This window comes from Lysinibacillus sp. Bpr_S20 (assembly GCF_023337835.1).
Lineage (GTDB): Bacteria > Bacillota > Bacilli > Bacillales_A > Planococcaceae > Lysinibacillus.
The window spans coordinates 473,924-498,251 of the sequence record NZ_JALNLQ010000003.1 but is presented as its reverse complement, the minus strand read 5'-3'; the positions used below and the strand labels follow the sequence as shown (position 1 = coordinate 498,251).

At 31.9% G+C, this 24,328-nt stretch carries 19 protein-coding genes; all 19 read right to left on the bottom strand.

Annotated elements, in window-relative coordinates:
• Positions 1 to 4: 4 nt before the first annotated feature.
• The 19 genes from MWJ95_RS10510 to MWJ95_RS10410 all read right to left on the bottom strand — a co-directional run bounded on the left by MWJ95_RS10510 (position 5) and on the right by MWJ95_RS10410 (position 24,314).
• The gene (locus MWJ95_RS10510; RefSeq protein ID WP_249073876.1) at positions 5 to 790 is read right to left on the bottom strand and encodes a distal tail protein Dit; all 786 of its coding nucleotides are present in this window, start codon (positions 788 to 790) and stop codon (positions 5 to 7) included.
• Entirely contained in the window at positions 790 to 9,645 is an 8,856-nt protein-coding gene (locus MWJ95_RS24470; RefSeq protein ID WP_283175739.1) for a phage tail tape measure protein, read from the bottom strand. Before MWJ95_RS24470 ends, MWJ95_RS10510 begins: the two co-directional genes overlap by 1 nt.
• Before the next feature lie 216 nt (positions 9,646 to 9,861).
• Complete coding sequence (locus MWJ95_RS10490; RefSeq protein WP_249073877.1) at positions 9,862 to 10,380, bottom strand: hypothetical protein; 519 nt, start codon at positions 10,378 to 10,380, stop codon at positions 9,862 to 9,864.
• Positions 10,381 to 10,481: 101 nt separating this feature from the next.
• Positions 10,482 to 10,979, bottom strand: a complete 498-nt coding sequence (locus MWJ95_RS10485; RefSeq protein ID WP_249073878.1) for a hypothetical protein — start codon at positions 10,977 to 10,979, stop codon at positions 10,482 to 10,484.
• A 223-nt stretch (positions 10,980 to 11,202) separates the two neighbouring features.
• Positions 11,203 to 12,183, bottom strand: a complete 981-nt coding sequence (locus tag MWJ95_RS10480) for a tyrosine-type recombinase/integrase (RefSeq protein WP_249073879.1) — start codon at positions 12,181 to 12,183, stop codon at positions 11,203 to 11,205.
• A gap of 45 nt (positions 12,184 to 12,228) precedes the next feature.
• A complete protein-coding gene (locus MWJ95_RS10475; protein ID WP_249073880.1) occupies positions 12,229 to 12,729 on the bottom strand; it encodes a hypothetical protein in 501 nt (166 codons plus the stop codon).
• A gap of 70 nt (positions 12,730 to 12,799) precedes the next feature.
• Positions 12,800 to 13,771, bottom strand: a complete 972-nt coding sequence (locus MWJ95_RS10470; protein ID WP_249105459.1) for an Ig-like domain-containing protein — start codon at positions 13,769 to 13,771, stop codon at positions 12,800 to 12,802.
• Positions 13,772 to 13,807: 36 nt separating this feature from the next.
• Positions 13,808 to 14,566 (bottom strand): hypothetical protein, encoded by a 759-nt coding sequence (locus tag MWJ95_RS10465; protein WP_249105457.1) that lies wholly within the window; start codon positions 14,564 to 14,566, stop codon positions 13,808 to 13,810.
• The gene (locus MWJ95_RS10460) at positions 14,563 to 15,108 is read right to left on the bottom strand and encodes a hypothetical protein (RefSeq protein WP_249105455.1); all 546 of its coding nucleotides are present in this window, start codon (positions 15,106 to 15,108) and stop codon (positions 14,563 to 14,565) included. Before MWJ95_RS10460 ends, MWJ95_RS10465 begins: the two co-directional genes overlap by 4 nt.
• Entirely contained in the window at positions 15,105 to 15,776 is a 672-nt protein-coding gene (locus MWJ95_RS10455; protein WP_249105453.1) for a hypothetical protein, read from the bottom strand. The genes MWJ95_RS10460 and MWJ95_RS10455 overlap by 4 nt, the downstream gene beginning before the upstream one ends.
• Positions 15,763 to 16,017: a hypothetical protein gene (locus MWJ95_RS10450; protein ID WP_249073885.1), complete on the bottom strand. Its 255-nt coding sequence runs from the start codon at positions 16,015 to 16,017 to the stop codon at positions 15,763 to 15,765. The genes MWJ95_RS10455 and MWJ95_RS10450 overlap by 14 nt, the downstream gene beginning before the upstream one ends.
• On the bottom strand, positions 16,014 to 16,412 hold the full coding sequence (locus tag MWJ95_RS10445; RefSeq protein WP_249073886.1) for a hypothetical protein: 399 nt from the start codon (positions 16,410 to 16,412) through the stop codon (positions 16,014 to 16,016). Before MWJ95_RS10445 ends, MWJ95_RS10450 begins: the two co-directional genes overlap by 4 nt.
• 12 nt (positions 16,413 to 16,424) lie before the next feature.
• A complete protein-coding gene (locus tag MWJ95_RS10440) occupies positions 16,425 to 16,889 on the bottom strand; it encodes a hypothetical protein (RefSeq protein WP_249073887.1) in 465 nt (154 codons plus the stop codon).
• Between the two features lie 76 nt (positions 16,890 to 16,965).
• Positions 16,966 to 17,982, bottom strand: coding sequence for a hypothetical protein (locus MWJ95_RS10435; protein ID WP_249073888.1), 1,017 nt, complete (start codon positions 17,980 to 17,982; stop codon positions 16,966 to 16,968).
• 41 nt (positions 17,983 to 18,023) lie between these two features.
• Positions 18,024 to 18,560, bottom strand: coding sequence for a hypothetical protein (locus MWJ95_RS10430; protein WP_249073890.1), 537 nt, complete (start codon positions 18,558 to 18,560; stop codon positions 18,024 to 18,026).
• Positions 18,561 to 18,591: 31 nt separating this feature from the next.
• A complete protein-coding gene (locus MWJ95_RS10425) occupies positions 18,592 to 20,040 on the bottom strand; it encodes an AAA family ATPase (protein ID WP_249073891.1) in 1,449 nt (482 codons plus the stop codon).
• A gap of 31 nt (positions 20,041 to 20,071) precedes the next feature.
• Positions 20,072 to 21,595, bottom strand: a complete 1,524-nt coding sequence (locus tag MWJ95_RS10420; RefSeq protein WP_249073893.1) for a hypothetical protein — start codon at positions 21,593 to 21,595, stop codon at positions 20,072 to 20,074.
• 47 nt (positions 21,596 to 21,642) lie between these two features.
• A complete protein-coding gene (locus MWJ95_RS10415) occupies positions 21,643 to 23,430 on the bottom strand; it encodes a terminase (RefSeq protein WP_249073894.1) in 1,788 nt (595 codons plus the stop codon).
• Positions 23,430 to 24,314, bottom strand: a complete 885-nt coding sequence (locus tag MWJ95_RS10410) for a hypothetical protein (protein ID WP_249073895.1) — start codon at positions 24,312 to 24,314, stop codon at positions 23,430 to 23,432. The genes MWJ95_RS10415 and MWJ95_RS10410 overlap by 1 nt, the downstream gene beginning before the upstream one ends.
• Positions 24,315 to 24,328 lie beyond the last annotated feature (14 nt).

The following is a 24,328-nucleotide window of genomic DNA, read 5'->3' as shown; positions in this document are numbered from 1 at the left end:
TTTACTAGTAATATATTGGTCTGTCTTCATTTAAATATTTGTATTCAAGATAAAATTCGCATTCAAAATTTCCTGTAAAAGTGAAAGTAGATGATGAATTTCTGTCAAAGTCTAACCAAACATCATTATGATTGTCGTGTAAATACCTATTGAGCGACTTTTGAAAGCTACTTACAATTTCCTCATTTTCACAATTAACTAGAATGACTTCTTTATCATAAAGACCAGTGAGTTTGAATTCTTGATTATTATCCGTATTTTTAATAGAAATATCTCCATTACCGATTTTGGTGATCTTAATTTGAGGACGAATAATTGAATCACCTTCATTATAAAAATACGGCTCTGTTTTACCTTTTACAGATACATCATGCCTTATAATAGGGGAGTAGCTAAATGGTGAATCACATCTAACATTTAGGGTTATATGACCATCTTGGCATCCATTATGTAGTAGACTACTGTTACCTTCAATTATTGCGTAAAATATTCTATCTGGATTCGACTCGAAAATTAGAGGTTTATAATAATCGGTAAACATCCATCTGGAAATAGCCCTTAAATTATTTCTTTCTTCCCACTCTTTGATGAAAAAAGACAAAGGAAAAGAGAGTGGATTATTATCCACTCCCATAAAGTAAGGTCTATCATTCCCATTAATCTTTTTCTCTCTTATTGAACGTTGGGGGAGGAAGATATCTTTGTAAAGTCCTCCGTCTTCATTAATTATTACAACGCCCATGTCTTCACTAGATATTCCATTGTAAGTAAAATTAAGAGATTGATACATTAGAATCTACCTCCTTTTTTTCTTTTTACATTATTTATGAATGATGTAGCAAATGTTTCAGCTTGATCCTTATTGGCTTCGATAACATCACCAAATTGAATTTGATATATGTCTCCACTTTGTTTTTGATTTGATTGGATAGGTTGTGGTGTGAATTTTGCTAAGATTGGTTTAATACTACTCATGACTTTATCCATGACATTAATTGAGTCAAAGAATCCTTTTGTATCAACTTTATTTAGCATAATTTTATTAGGGTGAGCAATAATAGCTTTACCACCTTTACCGTCAATACCAGAACCAGACCAATTCATAAATCCGCCAGTATCCAATGATGCAGCGTATTTTTTAATTTGACTTTGTAAAGTAGTATCCCCAAATGCACCAGAGTTTGCATTCATAAAGTCTCTTAATTGATTAGCTTGTGATCTACTCATTAGTGAAGTGATAGCGCCAAATGAAATATTCTTTTCTAACTTAGACATACCATTGTTGCGTCCATCAGATGCCATTTTATCAGCAATTGATTTTACTGATGCTCTCTGTTTAGAGTCATTAATTGATCCTAATAAACTTTCGTTAACATATTTAGCCATCAGTACTTGCATGTCACCATTAGTTAAAGTATTACCTAACCCATATTTATCTGTACCACTGATATCACTACCGTTAACAGGTGAGCCGTTACCTTTTAAGAAGTTATTTATGTATTTTTCATACTGTCCACCATAAAGGTGTTTATTGGCTTCAAAGTATTGATTTAAAGCTTCTAATTCAGCACTAGTTAAACCTTTGATGGCATTATCAAAAGATGTATTCTTATCGATCTTAGAGCCTTCTTTTCGTCCTTCACTACCCAATGAACTACCTGCTGTATGTGCATTATTTTTAGCAGAACCAGATAATTGGTTAGCAACATTATCAGTTAAGTATTTACCTAGAAGAACTTTCATATCACCTTGAGTTAAATTACCGTTTGAAGTTCCAATACCATTACCTTTATTCTCATCAAAGATATTTCCAGGATTAAATTCACCGAAAGAACTATTAGAGCCTATCTGCGTAGAATTGAACTCATTTATTAGACTAATAGCTTCTCTCAAATGGTCTATTACATTTTGACGAATAGAAGTTCCTACTGCTTGCATTGTTCCATCTAGAGTATCTTCTAATTCAGGCATTGTAGCAATCATTTCAGCAATATAACCTTCAAACTCGCTCATAACTTTATCAAAATGACCTGCTAAAATATCTTCACGAATTCTAGCAAACTTACGTTCATCATTTAAAAGGTCGTTATAGTGCTTTTCCCAATACTCTTTTTCACGATTAATTTTATTGATAGTGTTTTCATGCTCTTTATCCTGAAGCTCAATCTTACCGTTTATTTCATCTTCCTTAGTTTCAAGAAGGTCATTGAGTCCTTGTTTCTGCAGCTCAATATCACGGTCATGACGTTTTTCGGCAATATCCTTATCAATTTTGTCAAGTTGCTCTTGAAGCTTCTTGCGTTTCTGTTTTGCTTCATTTGAGTTATCTAATAATAGGAGATTATATTCAGACTGTAATTTATCACGTTCTTTCTCCATATCATCGATTTGCATATTGTAATCGCGTTCAGCTTCTTGACGATCAATTAAGCGTAATTTTTCTTCAACGTTTTTACGGAATAAATCCATTTCATCATTGAGTTGCTTCATGATTTTCTCATGTTTTTCATTTTCACGTTTAATTTCATCGTCAATCATCTTCATATGCTCATCTCTACGTTCTTGAACATACTCTTTATATGCATTGATAATCTTGTCAGCAATACCTTCAAGTTGAGATTTATTAGCTTCTTCAAGTTGTTTTGTGTAATCTTTGATAGATAGGGTAGCGTTTAGGTAAGCTAATTGTTCTTCTTCGAGTAGTTTCTTTACCTCTTTAATTCTTTCAGCAGTGATATCACGTTGTTTTAATTCTTCAACTAATGCGTCACGAGTCTCAAGATGCTTTTGAGCCATCTTTTCATATTGCTTAAGAATGTTCTCAGTATACTTTTTGTAATCAGCAGAACCTTCTTCATACATCTTCCTAATGGCTTCATTTCTATCAATTTCAAACTGCATATTACCAATGACAGCATCAGATTGAGTTTTGATATTGACAATGATATTAAAGTCACCATTTTGAATCTCTAGTTGTAACTGCTTAATTTGAGAATTTAGCTCTGTAATTCTATCCTTAGTTTTCTCTAACGCTTCTCCAGATAATTTATTGCTCTTAACTAACAGTTCAAGACTTGTTAATTCTTGACGGTTAATATTTTGCTTTTCTCGCATTTTAGAGTTAATTTTATCTAAAGTTTGAATGTAGCGTAGGGAAGAGGTGTCTAATTCTTCAATAGCAATATTTTCATATTGTATAAAAGTATCTTTTTCTTTACGTAGAACATCGTACTTAGCAAATACTTCATCAACTAATGCTACATAAGATTCTAACTTAGAAGTATCGATATCTCTTATAGCAAAATCAATTTCACTATTTACCTTGCCTAATTCATGCAAACGGTCAGTGTATTCCGCAACAGTAGCAGCAGATAATTTACCACTTTTGATGAATTTATTTAGCATTGCCATTTCAGCTTGATTAACTTTCTTTTTCTCATTTAAAGTGACGATTTGTCTATCTAATTCATCGCGATAAGCTTGAGAAGATTTAATCAATTTATTTAAACGGTTAGCGCCATTTTCGAGCACTTTATCATAATTAGACTTTTTATGTTCGTATGCAGATAATGTAACATCTATAAGCTGCTTTTCTAAGTTTGAAATGGCTTCTTCTTGTTGCATAATATCAGCATTTAATCCGTTTAAATCTGATTTAGCTTGATCAATTGCTTGTTGAGTTGTATCGATACCAACTCCTGCACCACCATTAGTACCTGCAAATTGTTTATAATATTGGTCAGCATAATTTTGTCTTTTAGGTACGTGTGAGCGACCACTACGTTCAAATAATCTATCAAATTCTGAAGCGTGAGAAGAGGCAGATAAGTCACTTCGTTGAAGAGAGGTAAGAGCGTTTTTCTCGGTGCTGTTTAGCTCTTTCCACATATACTCTAATTGCACTTGCATGTCATTAGCGCTTTTACCAACACTTTTAGCATAGTTATTTAATCCAGTTAGACGACTACCTCGCCACTGTGCTATACCATAAGCGCTTTTAGGAGCATTCTTACCTGCATTTGTATTGAAGCTTGATTCCTGTTGGATATTACCCATAAGTCCTGCAATAGCTTTATCATTCAAACCTTTATTTTTAAAGTAATTCCAAACCACAGCCTGTTGACTAGATGCAGATGAGGTAGTGGGAGTAGTTTTATTAGAACGAATAGCGTTTAATGTAGAAGTAGGGTTGATTGTTTGACCTTTAGAATTATTTTGTTCGTAGTGTAGGTGGGGACCAGTAGATTTTCCAGTGTTACCAGACTTACCAATTTGAGTTCCTGCTTGTACTTGATCTCCAACTTTTACTAAAGTTTTATCTAAGTGAGCTAACAAATGACGAATACCATTTTTATCTTCAATAACTACTAAGTTACCATACGACCAGTGCATTGCCTTCCCGTTTTTGTCTGATGTAGCGCTACCTGCTTTAATTACTTTGCCACTAACAGGAGCATCTACACGAGTTCCAACATTCATTGCAATATCAACACCACGATGTTTGTCCGCACGAGAGCCATAAGTAGAAGTGATTCTACCGTCATAACCGTTAATTTTACCGTTTGAGTTTGACTTAATTGAAACATTACCAGTTTGTTGAATCTTACCTGATGCAATTTGAGACTGTATAGTTTTAGCTTGCTTTTGTTGTAGTGCTAATTTTTCTTTTTCAAGCTTGATTTGAGCTTCTAACGACTTTTTATATTCATTAGAGTACTCAGGGAATTTAGATTGCAATTTTTGTTGTTTTTCTATTGCTAGATTAAGTTCTTCTAACTTCTGCTTATACTTATCAGTTATCCAAATTGATTTCTCTTTTTCGGCATTATTCTCTTTTGCAGCTTTAGTATTATCTTTAGTAGATTTAGTATTACCTTTAGTCGATTTAGAAGAGTTTTCAATTGCAGAAGTGAACCCTTGAATTTTACCAATATTACTTGAAAGGCTACCACTAAGACTATCTAATTCTGCTCTAGCACTTGCGAGTCTACCTTGCGCTATTTTTTGTTGACCTTCAAATCCAACTTTCATAGCTAAACCTGCAACGCCAGACAACGGTAAGGAATTGATTGCTACAGCAGATGACAATGCAATTTGATTCGCTCTAATGTACTTTTCAAGCATTAAAATTTCTACTTTTAAGTTGTTAATACGTGCTTTAGCTCCACTAGCTGATGCCAATGTAGCTTGTTGTTCAGCATTTAATTTACCTTCACGAGCAAGTTTATAACCTTTTAGCAGTACTTCATTTGCTTTATTTTCTACTTCAATTGCTTTGCGTTTCTCATCTGATAGGAAAATAGCTTTACCATCTTTATCTAATAGGTCAGGGTAGACACTAGACATTTCCTTCATAATAGCTACACGTTCATCCAGAACTTTTTTAACGTCTTGTTCTTTAGAAGTTAAATTTTCTTTTGTGTAGATATCTTCTAATTGCTTTTGAGTGTATCCTGCTAGTTGGTAGGTAAGCATATCGTATCGCAATATTAAGTCGTTTAAAGCATCGACTCCTGATTGAGATACACCTGCCATTTGCTCAGTTACATCTTTGAATTCGCTCATTTTTGCAGCTAGTTTATTTGTTGAATCAGAAACTTCATCGATACTTCCATCTAATTCATCAAACTCATCTGTAGCTACACTTATTCCTTGATTCCCATTTTCAATAGCATTGGATAGTTTTGAATAAGTATCTTTAAATTTATCTAATTTGGAGTCAAATCCATTAGTCTGAGAAGCTAATTTATTAAGATCACCTACTGCGTCTTTAAACAAGCCTTCTTTGCTAGTATCAATAGCTTTTTGCATCTTCTCTTGAATTTTCCCAAGTTCGTTAGAAAATGACTTTAATTTTTCTGCATCTAAATTAGATAAATCCAAACTATAAATAAATTTTTGTAAAGAATTAGAGAGTGCGGAATCAATTTCTGTACCATTCATATCAGCCATTGCTTTAGTTACTTCAAAAATATAACCTTTTATTTTTTCGCTAGATTGCTGATATTGTTGTTCTAAGTTCATTAATTCTAGTTCTTGTGCAGAAGTGTCTATGCCGTTCTTTTGCATAGCCTCAATGATTTGCTTCTGTTGTTTAATACTTGCTTCTAAGCTTCCGTAAAAATAATTAGAAATTGAATCGTACCAAGAACCGTTTAATTCATTGCTTAACTTTTCAAATTCATCGATAGCCTTATTGACAGTTATTTTATTTTGAGCATCAATTAACTTGTTCGTAGAATCAATTTCGTGATCAATAGCTTCTTTATTTTTTAAATGAGCTTGACCTGTTGAATCTATATGGTCTACTAAAGCAGGGAATACCTCGCTAAGCTGTTGTTGCACTTTAAGATATTCTTTTTCTTTATTTGAATCCCAAGACTTCCCATCTTCTTTTTCAGCGTTTAACTGTTTATAAGTAGATATTAATTCCTCTATCTTTGTTTTATTTTCAGTTAAAGCCGACATGTTTTTGTTGTTGTAGTTGGCAAGTTCTTCTTCTTTCTGAATTGCATTGGACATAGCACTAGTTAATTTCTCTAGTACAAATCCTACTCCTGCAAATGCAACACCTACGCCAGTGGCAATCATCAAGCCGCGCAAGGCTACGGTAGTTAAAGATGCTACAGTTCTTAATCCTGTTAATGCTCCTGCAAATATACCTGTGCTGCCAGTTGCGGCTACAGTTGAGGCACTTTGAGCATAAGTAGTAGTAATTAAAGTACGTAAATTCTTACTTAGACCATAAGCACTCATTCCAACTAAACCAAATACAGGTGCTAAAACACCTAATTTACTTGCTATGGTATTAGAGCCATCTGTCATATCCTTAAGAGCTTCTGTAACAACGACAATTCCATCATACAGCACTTTATCTCCAGCAGTGCTTGCGAAAGACATCCATGCAGTATCTAATCTATTAATTCTCGCTTGTAAGCTCTTGCTGTACTCTTCTTGTTCGCGCATAGCGGAGTTGAATGAATCCATAGATGTTGCCGTACTGTCCTGTGCCATCTGGTAGTTAAGCATTAATGCATTGAACCTAGATAATTGGTAAACTCCTGCTACTTTTACTGAAGTATTCTGTCTTTCCGCATCAGTTAACTTATCCCATTTACCTGCAATTTCTCCAATAATTTTAGATACAGGTTTAACATTTCCCTCCATATCGTTGATTGAAATGTTAATGTCATTTAGTGCTCCAATTGCTGAATCATTAGTGGTAATACGTGAGAAAATAGTTTTCAAGCTATTTCCGACAATATTGCCAGATTCTCTCGTCGCTGCACCAATCGCTGTTGTGTAACCTAATAATTCATCAAGACTTACGCCAAACGTTTTTGCAGTTGACGCAGCTTTATTCATCGAAAGAGAAAGATCCTTCGTTGTAATTGAATAGTTGTTATCAACTTCATTTAATTTATCTGCAATAGTCAAAGAATCTTCTGCAGCGATACCAAAAGAAATCATTGCTGCAGTCAAACTATTTACTGCCTCATCTGCTGTTAATTCTGAAATATTTTGAATAAGAGTAGCAGTATTAGCTAAATCCATTGATTCTTGATCGTTTTTACCAGTACGGCCAAATTCGCCAACTAGCTTCAAATAATCCCCAACTTTTCCTGATAGTTTTTCAGTATTTTCGATAGACTTTTCAAGTATTTCATTGAATTTATAGTCTGGGATATCCATTACTCGACGAAGTTGCGTCATAGCTGTATCCAATTCTATTACACGATCAGTTAGATCTTTGACTCCTCTAATAGGAGCATAGAAGAGGGTAGCACTAAACATCCACACTGGGAATTTTTGTAAAGCTGTTCTGAGAGAATTTACAATACCTTCTGATGATTTAGAAGATTGAGTTGACTCTGCATGAAGTTGTTTAACTTTTTCTCTTAATGCATCAATTTCTTTTTGGTTATTCTTTAAAGCAGTAGGATTAATGACATTCAATTTACTGAGTTTTTCTATTTCTTTTCTAAGTGCTTCAGCTTTTGTCTTATCCATTGTGCGCGGGAAGAGCTTTTCAGTTCTTGTCAATTCAGAATTAAGACGCGAAAGGGAGTTTTGCTGTTTTTCAAAGGTATCTAAATTCTTTTCACTATTTTTTAACTTATCAAATTTGGTACTCATTTGAGTTAACAAATTGTTAACATGAGCCAAGTTACCAGTTTCAATTCTCGACAAAGAATCTGCAAACTTGTTTATTTCTCTATTGGTAAGTAATCCTGATTCTCTCATTCTCTGTAGTAAATCATTAATTTCACGGGTCTTAATTTCAAATTGATTTAAGCTATTACTGTCTTGTCCAAGTTGTCTAATGTTCTTAGACGTATCAGAAATTAATTTATTTAAAGTTTTAATATCTTCAGGAGTATTAATCTTTGTATTGTTGATTGAATCAATATCAGATTTAATTTTGCTAAATAGAGCATTGTTTGATGGTACATTAAAACTATTTGTAACATTTTTTAATTTGTTATTTAATTGTTCGACTTCATTACTTATATTCTTAAATGCATTTGAAACTTGAGCATCAATGTGTGTATTCTTAGAGAACTGATTAATTTCTTTGTTTAAATTATTTAATTGAGTTACAGTGGTAGCTAATTTTGCATCTTGAGTAAAATTAGCTAAATCAGATGAAGTGATTTTTCCTTGACGCTGAAGTAATTCTAAATTATTAGTAACATCTTTATATCTCTCTTGTAACTTAATATATGTATTTATTTCTTTTTCAACAGAAGAGAAGTCTGTATTAGCAGATTTCATACCTTTAACTGAATCAAAATTTACACCTGCTAATTTGTCAAGTTTACCAATAAACCTATCTACAACAACAGGATCAAAAGCGCTATTCTTATCTTTAGTAAACTGATTTAATTTCTGAGATAGCTCAATAGCTTGTTGATTAATATTAGCCATTGCATTCTGCATCTTATTTTCATGAGCAGTTTCTTTATTGATGCTCCTCATAGACTCCAGAACTTTATTTAACTCAGTATTGCTAATTGAAGAACTAATACTGTTTCTGAATTGTTCGTATTGTTCTTTAGATAATTCACCTTGGCGAGCAAACTTATTTAACTCCTCGATACCTTTAGAAACATTAACTTTTAAATCTTTAGAGCTAATATCATGCATAAATTGGGTAACTTGCTTTAATCCTACAACCATATTATTTGTATCTAATATTGGTTTAAGATGTACTTCCTGAATCTGATTTAATCCTGTTTTAACTCTTGTAACAATTGCATCTATCTTTTCTAAGCCTTGCGAGTCTGTAATTGTCTTTATTTTGTACTCGCCATTTTGTTGATTAATGTGGTTTTTCAATTGATCTAAAGATTTAATTGACTCTACGACATCTCGCTTTATACCTTGAGATAGGGTAGGGGAGTGAGACTTGCCTGTTCCGACACTACTTAATTCTTGATTTAGTCGAGCTACTTGTTTTTGTAAGGATTCTATTTCTTTACACATACTATCAAAGGAACTTCCGTTACCTTTTGTCGCGTCTAATTCAATATTAAATTTTAAATCTTGTTTTATTTTATTTAAATAATTTTGGATATTATTTTTTGATGCACTGTCATTAACTCCCAATGCTATCAGTAGTTCTATTGGATTATTGGTAGCCATTTTCATCCCCCTTTATTAATTAGCAAAATAAAAAGAAGAAGGTCAGCGAAAAAATCACTCAACTTCTTCTTTTTATTTTTTATGGTTAATATAAAATTTGTTTTTAAAAGACGTAGTAGTGGATTAGAGCTAATATAAACCTAGCAATATTAAGATATATAAGGTGAATATGAAATTTCTCAATAATACATCACTTATATATCTTAATATAATTGTTTAATTTAACACTTTATCTCGTAACAACTGCGTATTAACATTTTTGCTAATAATCTCTTTTTGTTCAGTTAACTCTTTTACATACTTATCAGCCAACTCTTCAGTCAAATAAAGTTGATCAATTACTTTCTGAACTTCATCTTCATTAAAAATTTCGTTAAAAAATAAATCGTACATCCCTGTATCGTACATTTTACTTAATGTTTCAATATGAACTTCAAACGATTTGTCTTTTATTTCTTCATATAGTGAAGAGAAGTGCTTGATAATCAAAAAGTGAACGTACTTTAAAACATCGGCATCATTTTTTAGGAAATCAATATTTTTATCATGACAATAATTGATAGTAGTTGCTAGTTCAATTATTAACTCATCGCTTTTATTTTTACCGAATGTTGGGAAGTAGTAGATATATTTATCCTGCTCTTTATTAATATAATATTTCTCTTTACTATTAACGTACTCTGATTGTTGGCTGATATAAGATAACCCAACAGGATTTGATTTTTTATTTGTCATAATAATTCCTCCTTAATATCCATATAAATAAAATTATGTATTATAAAAAAATAAAAAGCCTAACCAAGATGGCTAGACTCATTGTGAAAATAATATTTAAGTTAGTAACTCTGTGACTTCTTTACAGCAGCCATTCTACCTTGTCCTTGCTTATAGCTTTTAGCAGGTATTTGTGCAACAACTCTCATATTGACATCTCCATTCAATAAATCTTGATATTCATTTTTAAATGAATCCCTATGAAAGTATAAATACCAAGAATCTGAATACCCTCCATCAGTCGGAGTTAATTGTCCACAAAAGAATTTTTCTTCATTTGTGTAACCGTAATTATAGTAATCGCACAATTCAACTTGACCTTCTAAATAAAATTCTTTATCTAAATTGTTAGCTAAATCAAATTGCACCTCTTTTCCAGTCAGTGTTACGCCTGTTACTTTTAAAAACTCATCTGATGGATCTTCTTTATTCACTTCTAAATCATTATTAACATTTTTAGGTTCAGTACTAGCACTTATTTTTTCATTATTTTCTTTTCCACAAGCTGATAGGAGGAAAGTAAAGCATAGTATTACAATCCACAATCTGTTAAATTTCATAATTACGCCTCCTAAAATACAAATAATATGTAATATAAGGATACCATAATTATGAAGCATTTATGCACATATGTTATTTAATTTAGAATTTATCTAACTTTAATATTAACAGAAAGGTAAAAATTTTTACAGTTATTTTTATGTATTTTATTAAATAAAATACTAGTATTATTTAAATAACTCAAGTAATCCCCTAAATAGAGTAGGGGAGTAGTTCAACTATTTAATCAAACGCTGAATCTAAATCTTCAGAATCATCTCTGACTACATAAATCTCAGTTGTTGATGAATCGGCATGTCCTAAAATAGCTTGCGCAGATTTAATATCCTTGCCTTCTTCAACAACTAAATGAGTTGCTCTTGTACTTCTAATTAAGTGTACAAACATATGTCTACCAATAATTTCAGAGAATACTACTGAACACCAATAATTAAAAGTAGCAGTTGATAATTGAAATACATTACCACTTGAATCTTTTCTGACAAATAAATAAGGACAGTCGTCTTCACCCCGTACTTCTAGCCATTTCTTAATAGCAGTCATAGCTTCATTATTGAACTGAAGTCTTCTGACATTACCTTTTATACCCTTTCCTTTTGTACGAACTCGTCCAGTTAGATAGTAGTTTTTCTGATTACCTTCTTTATCAGTTACTTTTTCAGCTTCGGCAACTTCTTTTAAAATTTGATGAACTTCTGATTTACGACAACCAGAGGCATATGTAAATTTTAAGAACGCTAGCATTTGCCATCTTTCTTGTTCTTCTAACTTTTCACAAAGTAACTCATATTCCTCAATAGTAAGAGGTACTTTTTCTTTCGCTTTTACATTAGAAACATTGGGAACTTTTTTGTTATAAATATTTCTAAAAGTCTTATATTCATCTAAATCATCATAGAAATTCTCTACATATCCACACATGGAAGAAACTACTGAACGTTTAAATCGTACAGAACCATTAGCCAACCCTTCTTCAATAAGGTAGTTTTGGTACTCCAATCCATGTCTTGGCTTTAATTTATGTAATGGTACATCATCTAAATATTCATAGACCCACCTAAAGAAAATTCTAACAGCAGATTCATATTGCTCTAATGTTTTAGGAGATAACTGTCGTTGGTTTAGAAATGCTTTTGCGATACGTTTATTCTCTTTATTTATTAATTCCCATTCTACATCTGTTACTGGTTTAATTTTGCTCATTCATCATTCTCCTTTCACAAAAATGAAATAAAAAAGACTTGAAGCTTATTTGACTTCAAATCCAAGTTTTTTATATGCGCTTTTTATTGAATTAATCAGAGGTAATGGATTAGCTTGTATTCTAGATATTGTTTCTTGAACAAAAGGTCTAGCTTCACTCCATTTACCAGTACGATACCAATTTTCTGTAATTCCATCTTCTATGGTATCAGTAATGAACTGACCCCTTAATGAATCATAATCATGTTCATAAATAGGCGAAAACTGTCCTTGTCCTAATGTTAAGTTTTCAAACAATACTCTAACTTTCCCATTATCAACTTCAACTCTAGTGATCTTCATGTTACGAACGTCAGATAAGCCACCATCATTACCTCTACGTAAATATTCAGTAGGTATGTATCGTCGATATACTACATCTTGTACAGCTTTAGACATTTCTTTAGCTAATACATTTTCTATGCTTTTATTTTTAAATACAGTACTGATAATGTCTCCGCGTTCCAAATATCTAAGCAAATGATTAGGGTCTTTAAATTTAACCATAATTATTTTCTCCTAAAATAATAAAGTGAGTAGGGAAGTTAAACCTACTCACTAATATGTATTTATTTAATTAAGATACAACAACTTCAATTACATCTGTATTAGTTCCATCTGAAACCTTAACGTTTGTTTCTCCAACTGCAACTGCAGTAATAACACCATCTACAAAAGTAGCAACTGCCTCATCGTCTGATGTGAATGTAAGTGCAGAATTATCCATTACAATATTACTATACTCTCCACCTCGAATACCATAAACAGTAACAGCTTCAGTTTCTCCTACAGCAAGAGTAGTTTCACCAATATTAGCAGCTAACATTGAAATTGCTACTTTTGTGTTACCAACTGGTTTCCATGTAATGTATGCGTAGTTGTTGTCATTATCAGCTAAAGTTTTTCCGTTTAAAGTAAATTGAGATACACCATCATGTGTTAGGTTCATTGATAATGCACCATCTAATTTGTATCGAGGAGCGATGATTTGTTGCTCAAATGCTTTATCGCCGTCAGCACCGAAAATATCAGAAGTAAGTACTAGTTTATATGCTTTAGGGAATGAGTCAGCAGGAATAGTTAATTTGTCAACTAATACGCTGTACTGATATACAACCTTCGCTGTTTTATTAGCTAAAGTAGGTACAGTGATTGATTTACCATTCGCATTGATTGTATTATGATTAGACGCCATCTCAACATATACGCCGCCAATTGGTGTGTCAGTTAATGTACCTTTACCTGTATCATCAAAAGTAACAGTTTCTTCTGTGTAATATTTAGACATTTCATTTTTAATTTTTGAACCAGTTTGTAGCGCAAGATACGTAGGGGAGAAATCAGCAGCCTCGATTTGGAATGATAATACTTTTTGATAGTTATAAGTGAATTGTAATTGTGATCCACGACCTGCAAAGATCTCACTCTCTTGCATTGTTTGTTCCATTGTAGAACTTAATAGAGCGTTACCTTTGACCACTAACATGTCTGATTGTGGGTCAATTAATAAGGCATCTGCTACTGATAAAGCAAATAATTTTTCTGTCATTACAAAATTCCTTCTTTCGTTTATGTATATTTTTATTTAATTTCTAACTAATCCATTTTTTGAAGAAATCTGATTAAGTTGTTCTTCAGTCAATACTAGGTCATCATCTGAATTCTTAGTTTCAATCTGATCTAACCAATGTGGAATTGTAGCTCCTTCTTTAAACGAAACCATTCCTGAATATTGAGCGTTTTGAAGAATATCGGCAGACTTAATTAAATCGTATCTTTCTAACTCTTTTCTAAATTGATAAATAGTCATTTGTTTTATATCTTCATAAGAAGACTTTGAAACGCATCTATAAGCAAATATTTGTTGCTCTAAATCAGCCATCTTCTTGTTTCTTTTATTCATAAACGCTCTAGCTTTATTCTTCGCCTTATCAAATTCACTACCTAAACTTTCATCAGATACATCAATTAAATTTTGCTCTCCAATAATCGCTTTGATTTTATCGAAGTCTCTTTCTTTAATCACAATGTCATCGTCAATTACAATTGAATATCTATTCTTTTCATCAACATCAAACCTGATATTTTCACTTCTACTAATCAATTTTATTAGCGTTACTAATTTGTTGAAGAAGTGCTTGTTATCTTCATCTGAACTAATGAAAATTACAAATGCTAAATAAGACATTTTAATAATCATAGGCTCTTGAATTGTATTTTTGGGAATTAGTAGACATTGTACTGCATCATACAATTGTTCAATATGCTCCATCTGAACAGGGTGTACTGGAATATTACGATAGTATTTTGGATTACCCCATACATTATCTAAATCAATGTTCATCTTTGAACTCTCCTTGGTGACTCTTGAAGCGATGTAGTGGCATAAGCTAACTTATAACCGATGAAGCCTTTAGGTGTATTATTAATAGGGGAGCTGAATGCCAAAATAAAATCCCCAACATCTGTAACTTTGTTGAGGAGTAGTAATTCGTCTAATCTATCGCAAATCCAAGTCATACGAAAATCCATTATGTCGATATCAACATGCACATACACATCGAAATTATAAACTTGGTCAGATGCATACGGATTATCTTGCAATCTTCCTGATGAAGCATTATAGCTTGTTTGAGGTTTACGAGTTCCTGTATAGAAGCAAATGCGAGACATTTTAGATTCTAAAACTAAATCGTATGTCTTATCCGACGGTATTAAAACTTTAGAAATAATATTATGCTTATCTTTTAAACTAGTGATATCAGGTTTTGATTTATTCAAAGGATCATCTAATGCATTCTTAGGGACATAATGGAGAAGTCTAAGCAGCTCTTCATCTTTTGATAACTCAATAAATAATTTCTCTAGTGATTCTTTCAACTTCATTCATAATCCTCCTCACTAGATTTATTTCGTCCTTCTCGTTCACCAGTGATTCTTAAAATACCTACCTTATTTATTGAACTTGAAGGGTCAATCCTAATAATACGATAGGTTTCATTGTACAAATCGAATTGCTCATTTAACTCAATAGAAGGTGCTTCTGTGTAAGGAATAATTACCATTACCTGATTCGCTAACAAGTTCACTGGTTCATTTGCATCGGCAATTGCAGTAGACGCATCATTCATTTTAACAACACATGGCTTATGTACAATCTCGCCTTCTTCAACTTCATAAACAGGTCTACCTAATTTGTCGTATCCAGTGAGTACTTCCTTATCTTCTAACTTTACAGGGAATGTAGTGCTACATAGTCTAACTTCTGCTTTCCTATAAATTCGATTGTCTTCTGGTTTAGTTACTACAAGCCAATATTCATTGTTATACTCAATTAAATTTCCTCTTTCAATATCAACAATATGACCTATAACTTTCATAGCCTCACCGTCAGCATCCCATTTTTGACTCATCAGTATTTTTGCAGGTTTTTCATAATTAATTACTACTTCATATGACGAATGACCATCCAAAGACTTATTGAGTAGTAATAATCCGTCATGATCTACTTTGTCTCCAGTATTGATATTGTGATAATTGCTATAATCCTTCATTTTCATCACCGTCTTCGACATACAGTAGGGAAGGTAGTCTTATTATATCTGCACTAACTGTCAAAATTACATTTCTTATTTCAGCTAATTCACTGTCGCTAAGTAACTTTTTATTTAGGTATGATTCAAGTAAGAAGAGTATTGAATTGTTTCTTTTACTCAATTTAGAACAATAAGAATAAACACTTTCATCTTCAAATTCATTATTAATGTAAGAGGATTTCACTTTGATATCAGTCATAGAAAGTCCTCCATTGTATTAATAATCAAGGTGTCAAGTTTCTTTTCTTGTTCTTGAACAGATGCTTTTAAGGAGTTTAATTGAGTGCCAAAATTTCTTAATCCAACATCTGAAGCAAATGGTTGCCATAATGATTCAAAATATGTACGTTGATTAATTAAGAACGTTAATCTGATAAAATTAGCTAGAATTAAAAGATAATCTTCTGATAATTCTTTGCTAAAAGTTTCGCAATCGATATCGCATTGAATAGTTGTTCGCATCCTATTGTTAAAATACATAGTTGCATTTTTAATTGCTTCGTGAATTTTTTCATTTGTATTAGGTAGATCAATGTCAGAGACTTTACAGTTATTCAAGAAACATTTCCATACTTCATCAAAAGTGGTACTCATTTATACCACCCCTTAATCAAATAAAATATCTGCACTAACTCCCATCCAATCGGCTAGAGCGTCTAATTTACCTTTTGTTAAATCTTCTTTCATATCTGAAGCTACATCAATTACAAATTGTTTTTCAGAATCAACCGTGATCTTCTTTAATTCAGCTTTAAGTTTATTAATGTTACCGCCTAATAACTTCTCGATTTCTTCTTTAGTATGAGTGTTATTTTCATATACTTCTACATCTGTAATAGTGTCTTTTATTTCTTTTACAACCACTTCGTCTTCAAGAATAACTAATTGTCCTTTGTCAAAACATGAAGTATTCATTGTTAACCAATCTACCACATCACGAGGAACGGTTATAATATCAGGGCGACCATTTTTACTTCCACTCCAAGTATATTGCCTCTCTTGTCCGTTTCCTGTGTATTTAACAAAATAAGAAGTATTACGATAACGTGCTAACTTGACAGTTTCATTCATTTTTATTCTTTCCTCCTGTAGTCCTTAAAATAAAAAGGTGACTACATTTTCAGTAATCACCTCATTGATATGTATTTTAATTTAGAGTGATGCTATCATCTTCAATCACTGCAATTGCTTCACCAAATACAAGGTTAATTGATACATCTTGAGTGATTTTAACTTTAATTCGTTCATCTTCAATATCTTGTTCAGTCATTTGACGTAGACCACCATATTCTATAATAGAGAATGGTTTTTGTGTGACACTACCTGCAAACATGTAACCTTTATTTACTGGTAATTCAACTTTAGAGTTAGTTTCGTCAGTGAAAGGATTTACAAGGTTCACAGCAGTTGTACGTTGAATAGTAGTAGGGTTAAGAGAAGTAAGCAACTCTTCTTTAACACCTTCAGTAAGTAATTCTTTTACATTTGCGTCGCTTGCTTGTTGGAATGCAAAATGATCAATAAGTAATGAATCTGCAACAAATACAGGGCGACCACCGTAGCGTTGAAGTACAGACGCAGCCTTGTTATATTTAGCTAAAGTTAAATTAGTACCAGTAACAACATTTGCGGCTGGAATTTTACCAGAACTAATAGCAGAAGCAGTTAATTCATTAATTTTATCTAGGAATAATTTAACTTTCGCATTAGCTACATCATTTACTAATTTACGGAAATATTCTTCAGATTCTTTCACTAAATCAAGTGGCTCATAATAGAAACCAGTAGAAAGGTGAGCAGGTACTGCAATAATTGATTTGCGTCCTTCTACACGTACTAAATCTACACCTGAACCAGTTGCAGACCATACTACTTTTGCCTTGTTCTTTTGTGGAATTCGTAATTCAACTAAGTCTCCACGTTGACGAGTTTGAGTATTTGCGAATAATGAAAGTAAATCAGTTACCATCGGTTTAGCAATTTGATCTGCTGTCTCAACAACTAATTGATTGAATTGATGCAACATTGTTGGGTCGGGATTTACGCCACCGTCACCGAATACTTTTGTGATATATGCTTTGATATCAGTTGAATCAGTTTCCTCCATTTTGTTATTGTATACACGACTAAATAAACCTTTTAATTTTGTATTGTCTAGTGCCATTATTTTAATCTCCTTTAATGTATAATATGTATTTTTTGATATTAAGCCTTAATTACTTCAAAGCGAATCATTGGTTTCCCAAGAGTGTATTGAATATCTTCTTCATTATTTGCAACTAAGAATTGCGCAGAAGCAGTAGCGTAATCAGCATGTGCTGAAGCTGCATCAGAAACAATGAACTTTTTAGTAGCTACATCAAAGTGAGCAACTTGTCCATTTTTAATTTCGCTAACACCAGAATTTTTAGTGAATGCAGAAGTTTCGAAACGAGTATAACCTTCTTCTAAAATTACACATCGAACACGTTCACCAACTGCATTGTAGAATTTAGTAATTTCTTCGTCAAGATATCGAGTCTCTGGTGATGCTACTAACACTGCTTTTTTATCATTTGCAGATAATTGTTTTACTGTACGTTCTCCTTCCGCATTAAAGCCTAATTCACCCAACGTAAAATTATCGATATCTGCTCCTTCAACAATAGCACCATTTGCTACCGTTTTGATTTTTAGGCTTGACAAATTACCTACCGCATGATTTCCTTTTTCTTGTAACGCTTTTAAGATATCGCTTGCCATTTTAAATTTCCTCCAATTATTATGTATTTTTTTATAGTGAATATCTGCTATCAAAATCATCACTAGACGGAATTAGATTTTCACGCTTACTAGAAACTTCTCTGATTGCAGGTTTTTCTGAATTTGTTTCTTTGTTTGATGTAACCATATCAACTAACATTGAATTTAATTGAAGAATTGCATTAGATCCTTCTTCATTTTCATAAACTGTTTTATTGATTAATTCTTGTACTTCTTCTGATTCAAATTTTTCTTTAGCGTTTAAAGCTTCAAATTTACCACCATAAAACTCTTTCTTTTCATTTAAAGCCTTATCCAATTCTTGTTGTTGGAATTGTTCTTTAAATGGAGTAAGTTCATCCACTTTAGAATTCAGTTGAACGATTGTTTCAGATGCAGTATTGAATTTATTTTCAATTGTTTTCTTATCTGTAGAAATAGTATTTAATTGCTTTTCTAATTCATTTACTTTTGATTCTTTCTCACTTAATTGAGTAGATACCTCTTTTAACTCATTTTGAATTGACTCGAATTGACTTACTTCTACCCAATCACGTTTAATCGTAACCTCTACTTTCGAATCACCATCAATAACAATTGAATCATTTTCACCTTTAGAATAATTAAATTTAAAGTACTTATCATATTCTAAATTATCATCTTCATCATATTTGTATGTATTAACAACAAAATATGTCTCATACACATCTGAAATATAAGAGTATTCTTTTTTACCTAAGAATGTTTCAAGTTGTGTATAAAGTAGGGAACGAACGTCACTATGAGATAATTCGTAAACTTTCTTAAAGAATTCCATATTTTCTTTTTCCTCCTTGTCTTTCTGATTAATCGCTTGTGCAACTAATTTTGTTAATTTAGATTCATCATAAGCAGGGTATATCTTATTATGACCGCCTCTATCTTCTGAGTTTAGAATACAATGTCCTTCATACACATAATTAAGAACTTCTGTAATTCCATTTTCTACTCTATAGGTGTCATATAAAATTTCCATACTAGATAAAACATTGATTCCTTCATCAATCCACTCTTTTAATAATCCGACTACATTAGGAAATCTAGAAGTCCATAAAATGCCTTTACCTACTACTACTTCTTTCTCATTTCCTTCATTATCAATAATAGTTTTAATGTATGCGTCTTCTGTAAATACTCCAATAGGAATTGTATCCATTGCTACAATCTCACTACCATCTTCACGATATTTATCTATGTACATTTCATGAGAACCTAGTGCATCGTCATTAGCACCTGCTTCTGAAACAGGATAATATCTAGCAACTATAGGCATCCCGTTTAGTGTGTGTAATGATTTTTTAGCAGTTTCTTTAGATATGAAAGCGTAGTTATGAGATACTTCAAATCCATGTAGAATAAATTCAACTTCTGATTTCGTAGGATTATCTGTGTCAGTAATTGAATTTAATTGTATTTCAAATAAATGCCTTTTTTGTTTCAATATTTCACCTCCTTTAAAAGACTAATTACACTTATTCAGGCAAATCGTTACCATTTCCTGTTTTTGATTTAACAGTATTATCATTGTTGCTATCTACTTCTGGTCTTCCACCTTTTTCACCTGTCATAGTATAGGTGCTTTGATAAGGGCGAATTCTGTCTTGTAAATGAAGTTCTTCAGTTTCATAGATAGTTTGTTCAAAGTAACTCTCCCAAGAAACACCATCCAAATGATCAACTACATGTTTAATTGACCATCCTTTATCATTTAACCTCATTAAAATATCCACTTTCTCTTTGTGAGTAAGTGGAGTTGATTTATCATATTCCATTACAAAATTGTCTTTTTGAGAAGATGGGAGAATTAGATTAATCATCTTTTGGTAACATTCTTGTTCCACATCCTCTAGTAAAACTCCAAGTCTCTTATAGAATGTATCGAGATTAAGTTTAGATGCACTAAAGTTACCGCCATCACCATTCAACAATGCTCCAGACATACCGTATGCAGTCTTAATATCTGAATTGACACTTTCATACTTTTTGTCACCTAGTCCATCAGTAGAAACATCAGGGAAATCTAACTTCGCAAAGTCTGGTATTGTTACTACAGTTACACCCTTAGTATTACTTTTTTCTAATGCTTGCTTAACACCAGAATGGACTTTTTGCTTTACAGGTTTAGGTAGTTTTAAGTTCGTCATTGTATCATACTTTTCATTACCATTTACCCCTACAGTTAATACTGCAACAGCATTAATAATTTTATTAGCGATAGAATACTCTACATCTTTAAGTTTCTTCTTATGTAATACATCATATAAACCAGATGTCACTAAAGACGTGCCTAATCCTTGATTTCTTTTCAATGTTCCAATTCTCAAAACAAAAGTTCTATCTTGTGGTAATTCTTTATACTTGTATTTAGAAGTGTCTTCTTGGTATTTCTTATAGTCTGCTTTCGTAAGATATGGTGACATGTTATTGAATTGTTCATTACGAAAATCCTCTTGTAATGTTGAAAAATACTCCATATCTATAACGCATTGCCATTCACCATTTTTCCTATAGGCAGGGAACACCATTGATACATCATCAAATATATACGGGTAAATATTGTTCTTGTCACCTAACCAAATACCAACTAAAGTTCCAGATGCAGATGTTTGTTTAAGTAAATCACGAGTCAAACGCTTATGTTTTATTTTGTGAAGTGATTTGTTAATCATTCCGATATGCTTATCTGTGTGTTTATTCTTATCAAATGAATCTATTTTATAGTTTAAAGAGGGGAGTGCTTCAATTAATTCGAATAATTGATGTATTTCGCCAGAAGAAATATAATAATATTGAGCTAAATCTTCAATTTCTTTTTGATATGTATCTGGATTAGAAAAATATTTTTTAAGTTTTTCAGCATCTACTTCTTCAATAATCCCTTGTGTGAATAAATTGGTAACAAATCCAGAAACAAAGGTATTAATGTAATCGTTATAATCATTAACCATTCTTTTATATTCTTCTGTCTCTGTATCTATTTGTACAACTTCTGACATTCGTTCACCTCCAATACTTTAATATGATTAATTATTTTATGTATTTTTTAGAAGTAGATTAATTCATCGTCTTCTTCATATGTACTAAAATCAGAAGATAGATTTTCAGTTTCTAAAATTTTAGCTAAGTAGTTAGAAAACGCTAGAGAAGAGTATCTGTCTTTTCTCTTGCCTGATTTTTCTTTTACTTTAATAAACCCACCTACAATTTCATGATCTAAGTTAACCAACTCATTTACTAATATTGTAGTTTGTAGATAAGGCTTAATGTATTCTGCTTTTTTCTCCTCGGAAGCATTCAAATAGTATTTTCGTTCAGCTAGAATTTCTCTAGCTTCTAAATCATTAATAGGTAACTCTATATTAGAATTTTGTAAATTTACACGTAGGGAAGACGCTATTTCATGATTCAAACGAACACCTGCTTTAATTGAGAATATAACAGGTAAAGGATTTTGTGATTTTGCACGACTTCTCATTTCATCATCGTTAAATGAACACCATGCCTCATATTCAACATCTCTTTGTTCATCATATTGGACTTTTACTAACTCATCATAAACTGACATACCATTACCATGACAGTCTAGTGCTATGTATGATGCTTGAAAATCTTCAAATATCTGCTTTATTCTAATAGCCTGATCTTCAGAATGTTTACCTTCTATCGTTTCTATATAAGAAACTTTTCTTAAATACGTACTACCATTAGGAATTAATCTAGTACAAGTAAGTACAGTATTATCATTTGCCTTACCACCCATCAAAGCTATATCTATCCCTATAATCCTAACTTCTCCGTCTTTTAGTTTTTCTTTTCTTTTATTCTTTAATTCTGAGTAGTCCACATTATCTATAGGATAGAATATATTTTTCAATTTTCTGTTCTTATTAACATCTTCTAGAGCAAATAATGCATTTTCATTTTGACCATACATTAAATTTTCATATTCCATCATGAATCCCACTGAATCAAAGTTAGAGCTTTCTTTGTCTTTCTCGATACGTTTTTTACTCAATAATCCATGATGCAGGGAAGTTAAGTAATCCAATGAAAATAACATGGAATCTTTACCTTGAAGCATCAAATCCCTAGATGATTGCATAGCTTTCCACATCCAGTGAGATGTGTACCAAGCACTAGAAATATAAAGCTCGATATTCTCTTCTGTTAAATGAGCATACTCAGGTTTCTTTAGATACGGTGGTTGTCTATAAACATTCAAGAAAGGCTTAAGTACAGTATTTAAAATACCAAAATCTATCATTCTGAATTCTTCGCATATTAAAATATTTCCTCGATAACCTCGTGAACCATCAGAAGAAGTTACGGCTTCTATAGATGAGCCATTATGAAAAATTACTTTTGCATCATTTGCTGAGGTTTTAATTTGTTTAATCTCTCTAGCAACATTCGGATACTGCATCAGTTCTTTTTCTATTTTTTCTGTAATGATTAATCTACTTTGTGATTTTTGACCAGAAGCTATTATAACTTTAGTATTAGGATAAAGTATACAGCGAGAAACTGCGTATATCGATATGATAAATGATTTAGATAATCCACGAGCAGCAATAATCATTACATATGAATTCAAATTCATAAAAAATATCAATATCTTTTGAAACAGGAATAGTTCTATACCTAGATAATGTTCAACAAACCTATGTACATTCAAACGATAAAACGAAGTCCATTTCCTCATTTGAGTACGCATTCTATCATTTTTACTTGTATTTTCTATACGTTTTTTATTTGGATTGCTTTTGATTAATTGATTTTGACCCTTAGAGTGCTTATTTCTATCTACTTGAAAGTTTTGATGTGACGACATTATTTATCATCCTTTACATCAAAATCTTTTGATATGTTGAAAATATTTTTAAACGGTCTAACAAACCACTTTTCTATGTATCTTCTAAAATAATCATAGTCTTCATATGTCTTTTTATTTTCGAAGTATTCACAAGGCTCATCATTTTCAATGGTTTTAATCCACATACCATAAGTTGAAACACCTTTATCATCATTCATTCCAGAAGACTGAATAGGCTTGATGTTACCATCATTATGCATTTTTGAAGATAAATCCATTAAGTCTTTATAAGATTTAATATTACCTTTTTCTAGTTCCTTCTCTGCTTGCAAATGTATTTTAGCTAGATTTCTATAAATATTTATTTGGGCAGGTGTGTCTGTAGGGAAGTTGTTCTCATATTCTCCATAAAAATTTTCTAAAAATATGAAATCTTGTTCCGCAAAGTTGTTTCCCCAAACTCTTTTCATTTTCTTTATTTCTTCTGGTGAATAAATATAATCTTCTTCATCTAATAAACGAACTTCTTGTTCCGATGCTTCTTTTTTAACTTTATTATCAAAATCAGAATCATCCCATGTCAGATCTCTAAAATCCTTCATACCTAAGTTCTTCATGTATAGTTTGAATATATCTGACTTTGTATCACGAGAAAGGGATTCATTTTCTGCTGCGTTCCAAATATCTTTCATGTATGGACGATTAATAGATAAAAGAACCTCTTTTACCTTATTGATATCATAACTTACCTTATCATCAGGAATCACATATTCCCATAAACATTTCTTACATGTATGAACTCTACCTTTATTTTTCATAAAATAAGAGCTTGATGAGTAGAATTCTTCTATTTTCCTAATATTTCCACAACAACAGCAAGTTATTTCTTTATCAGTAGACAACTATAATCCACCTC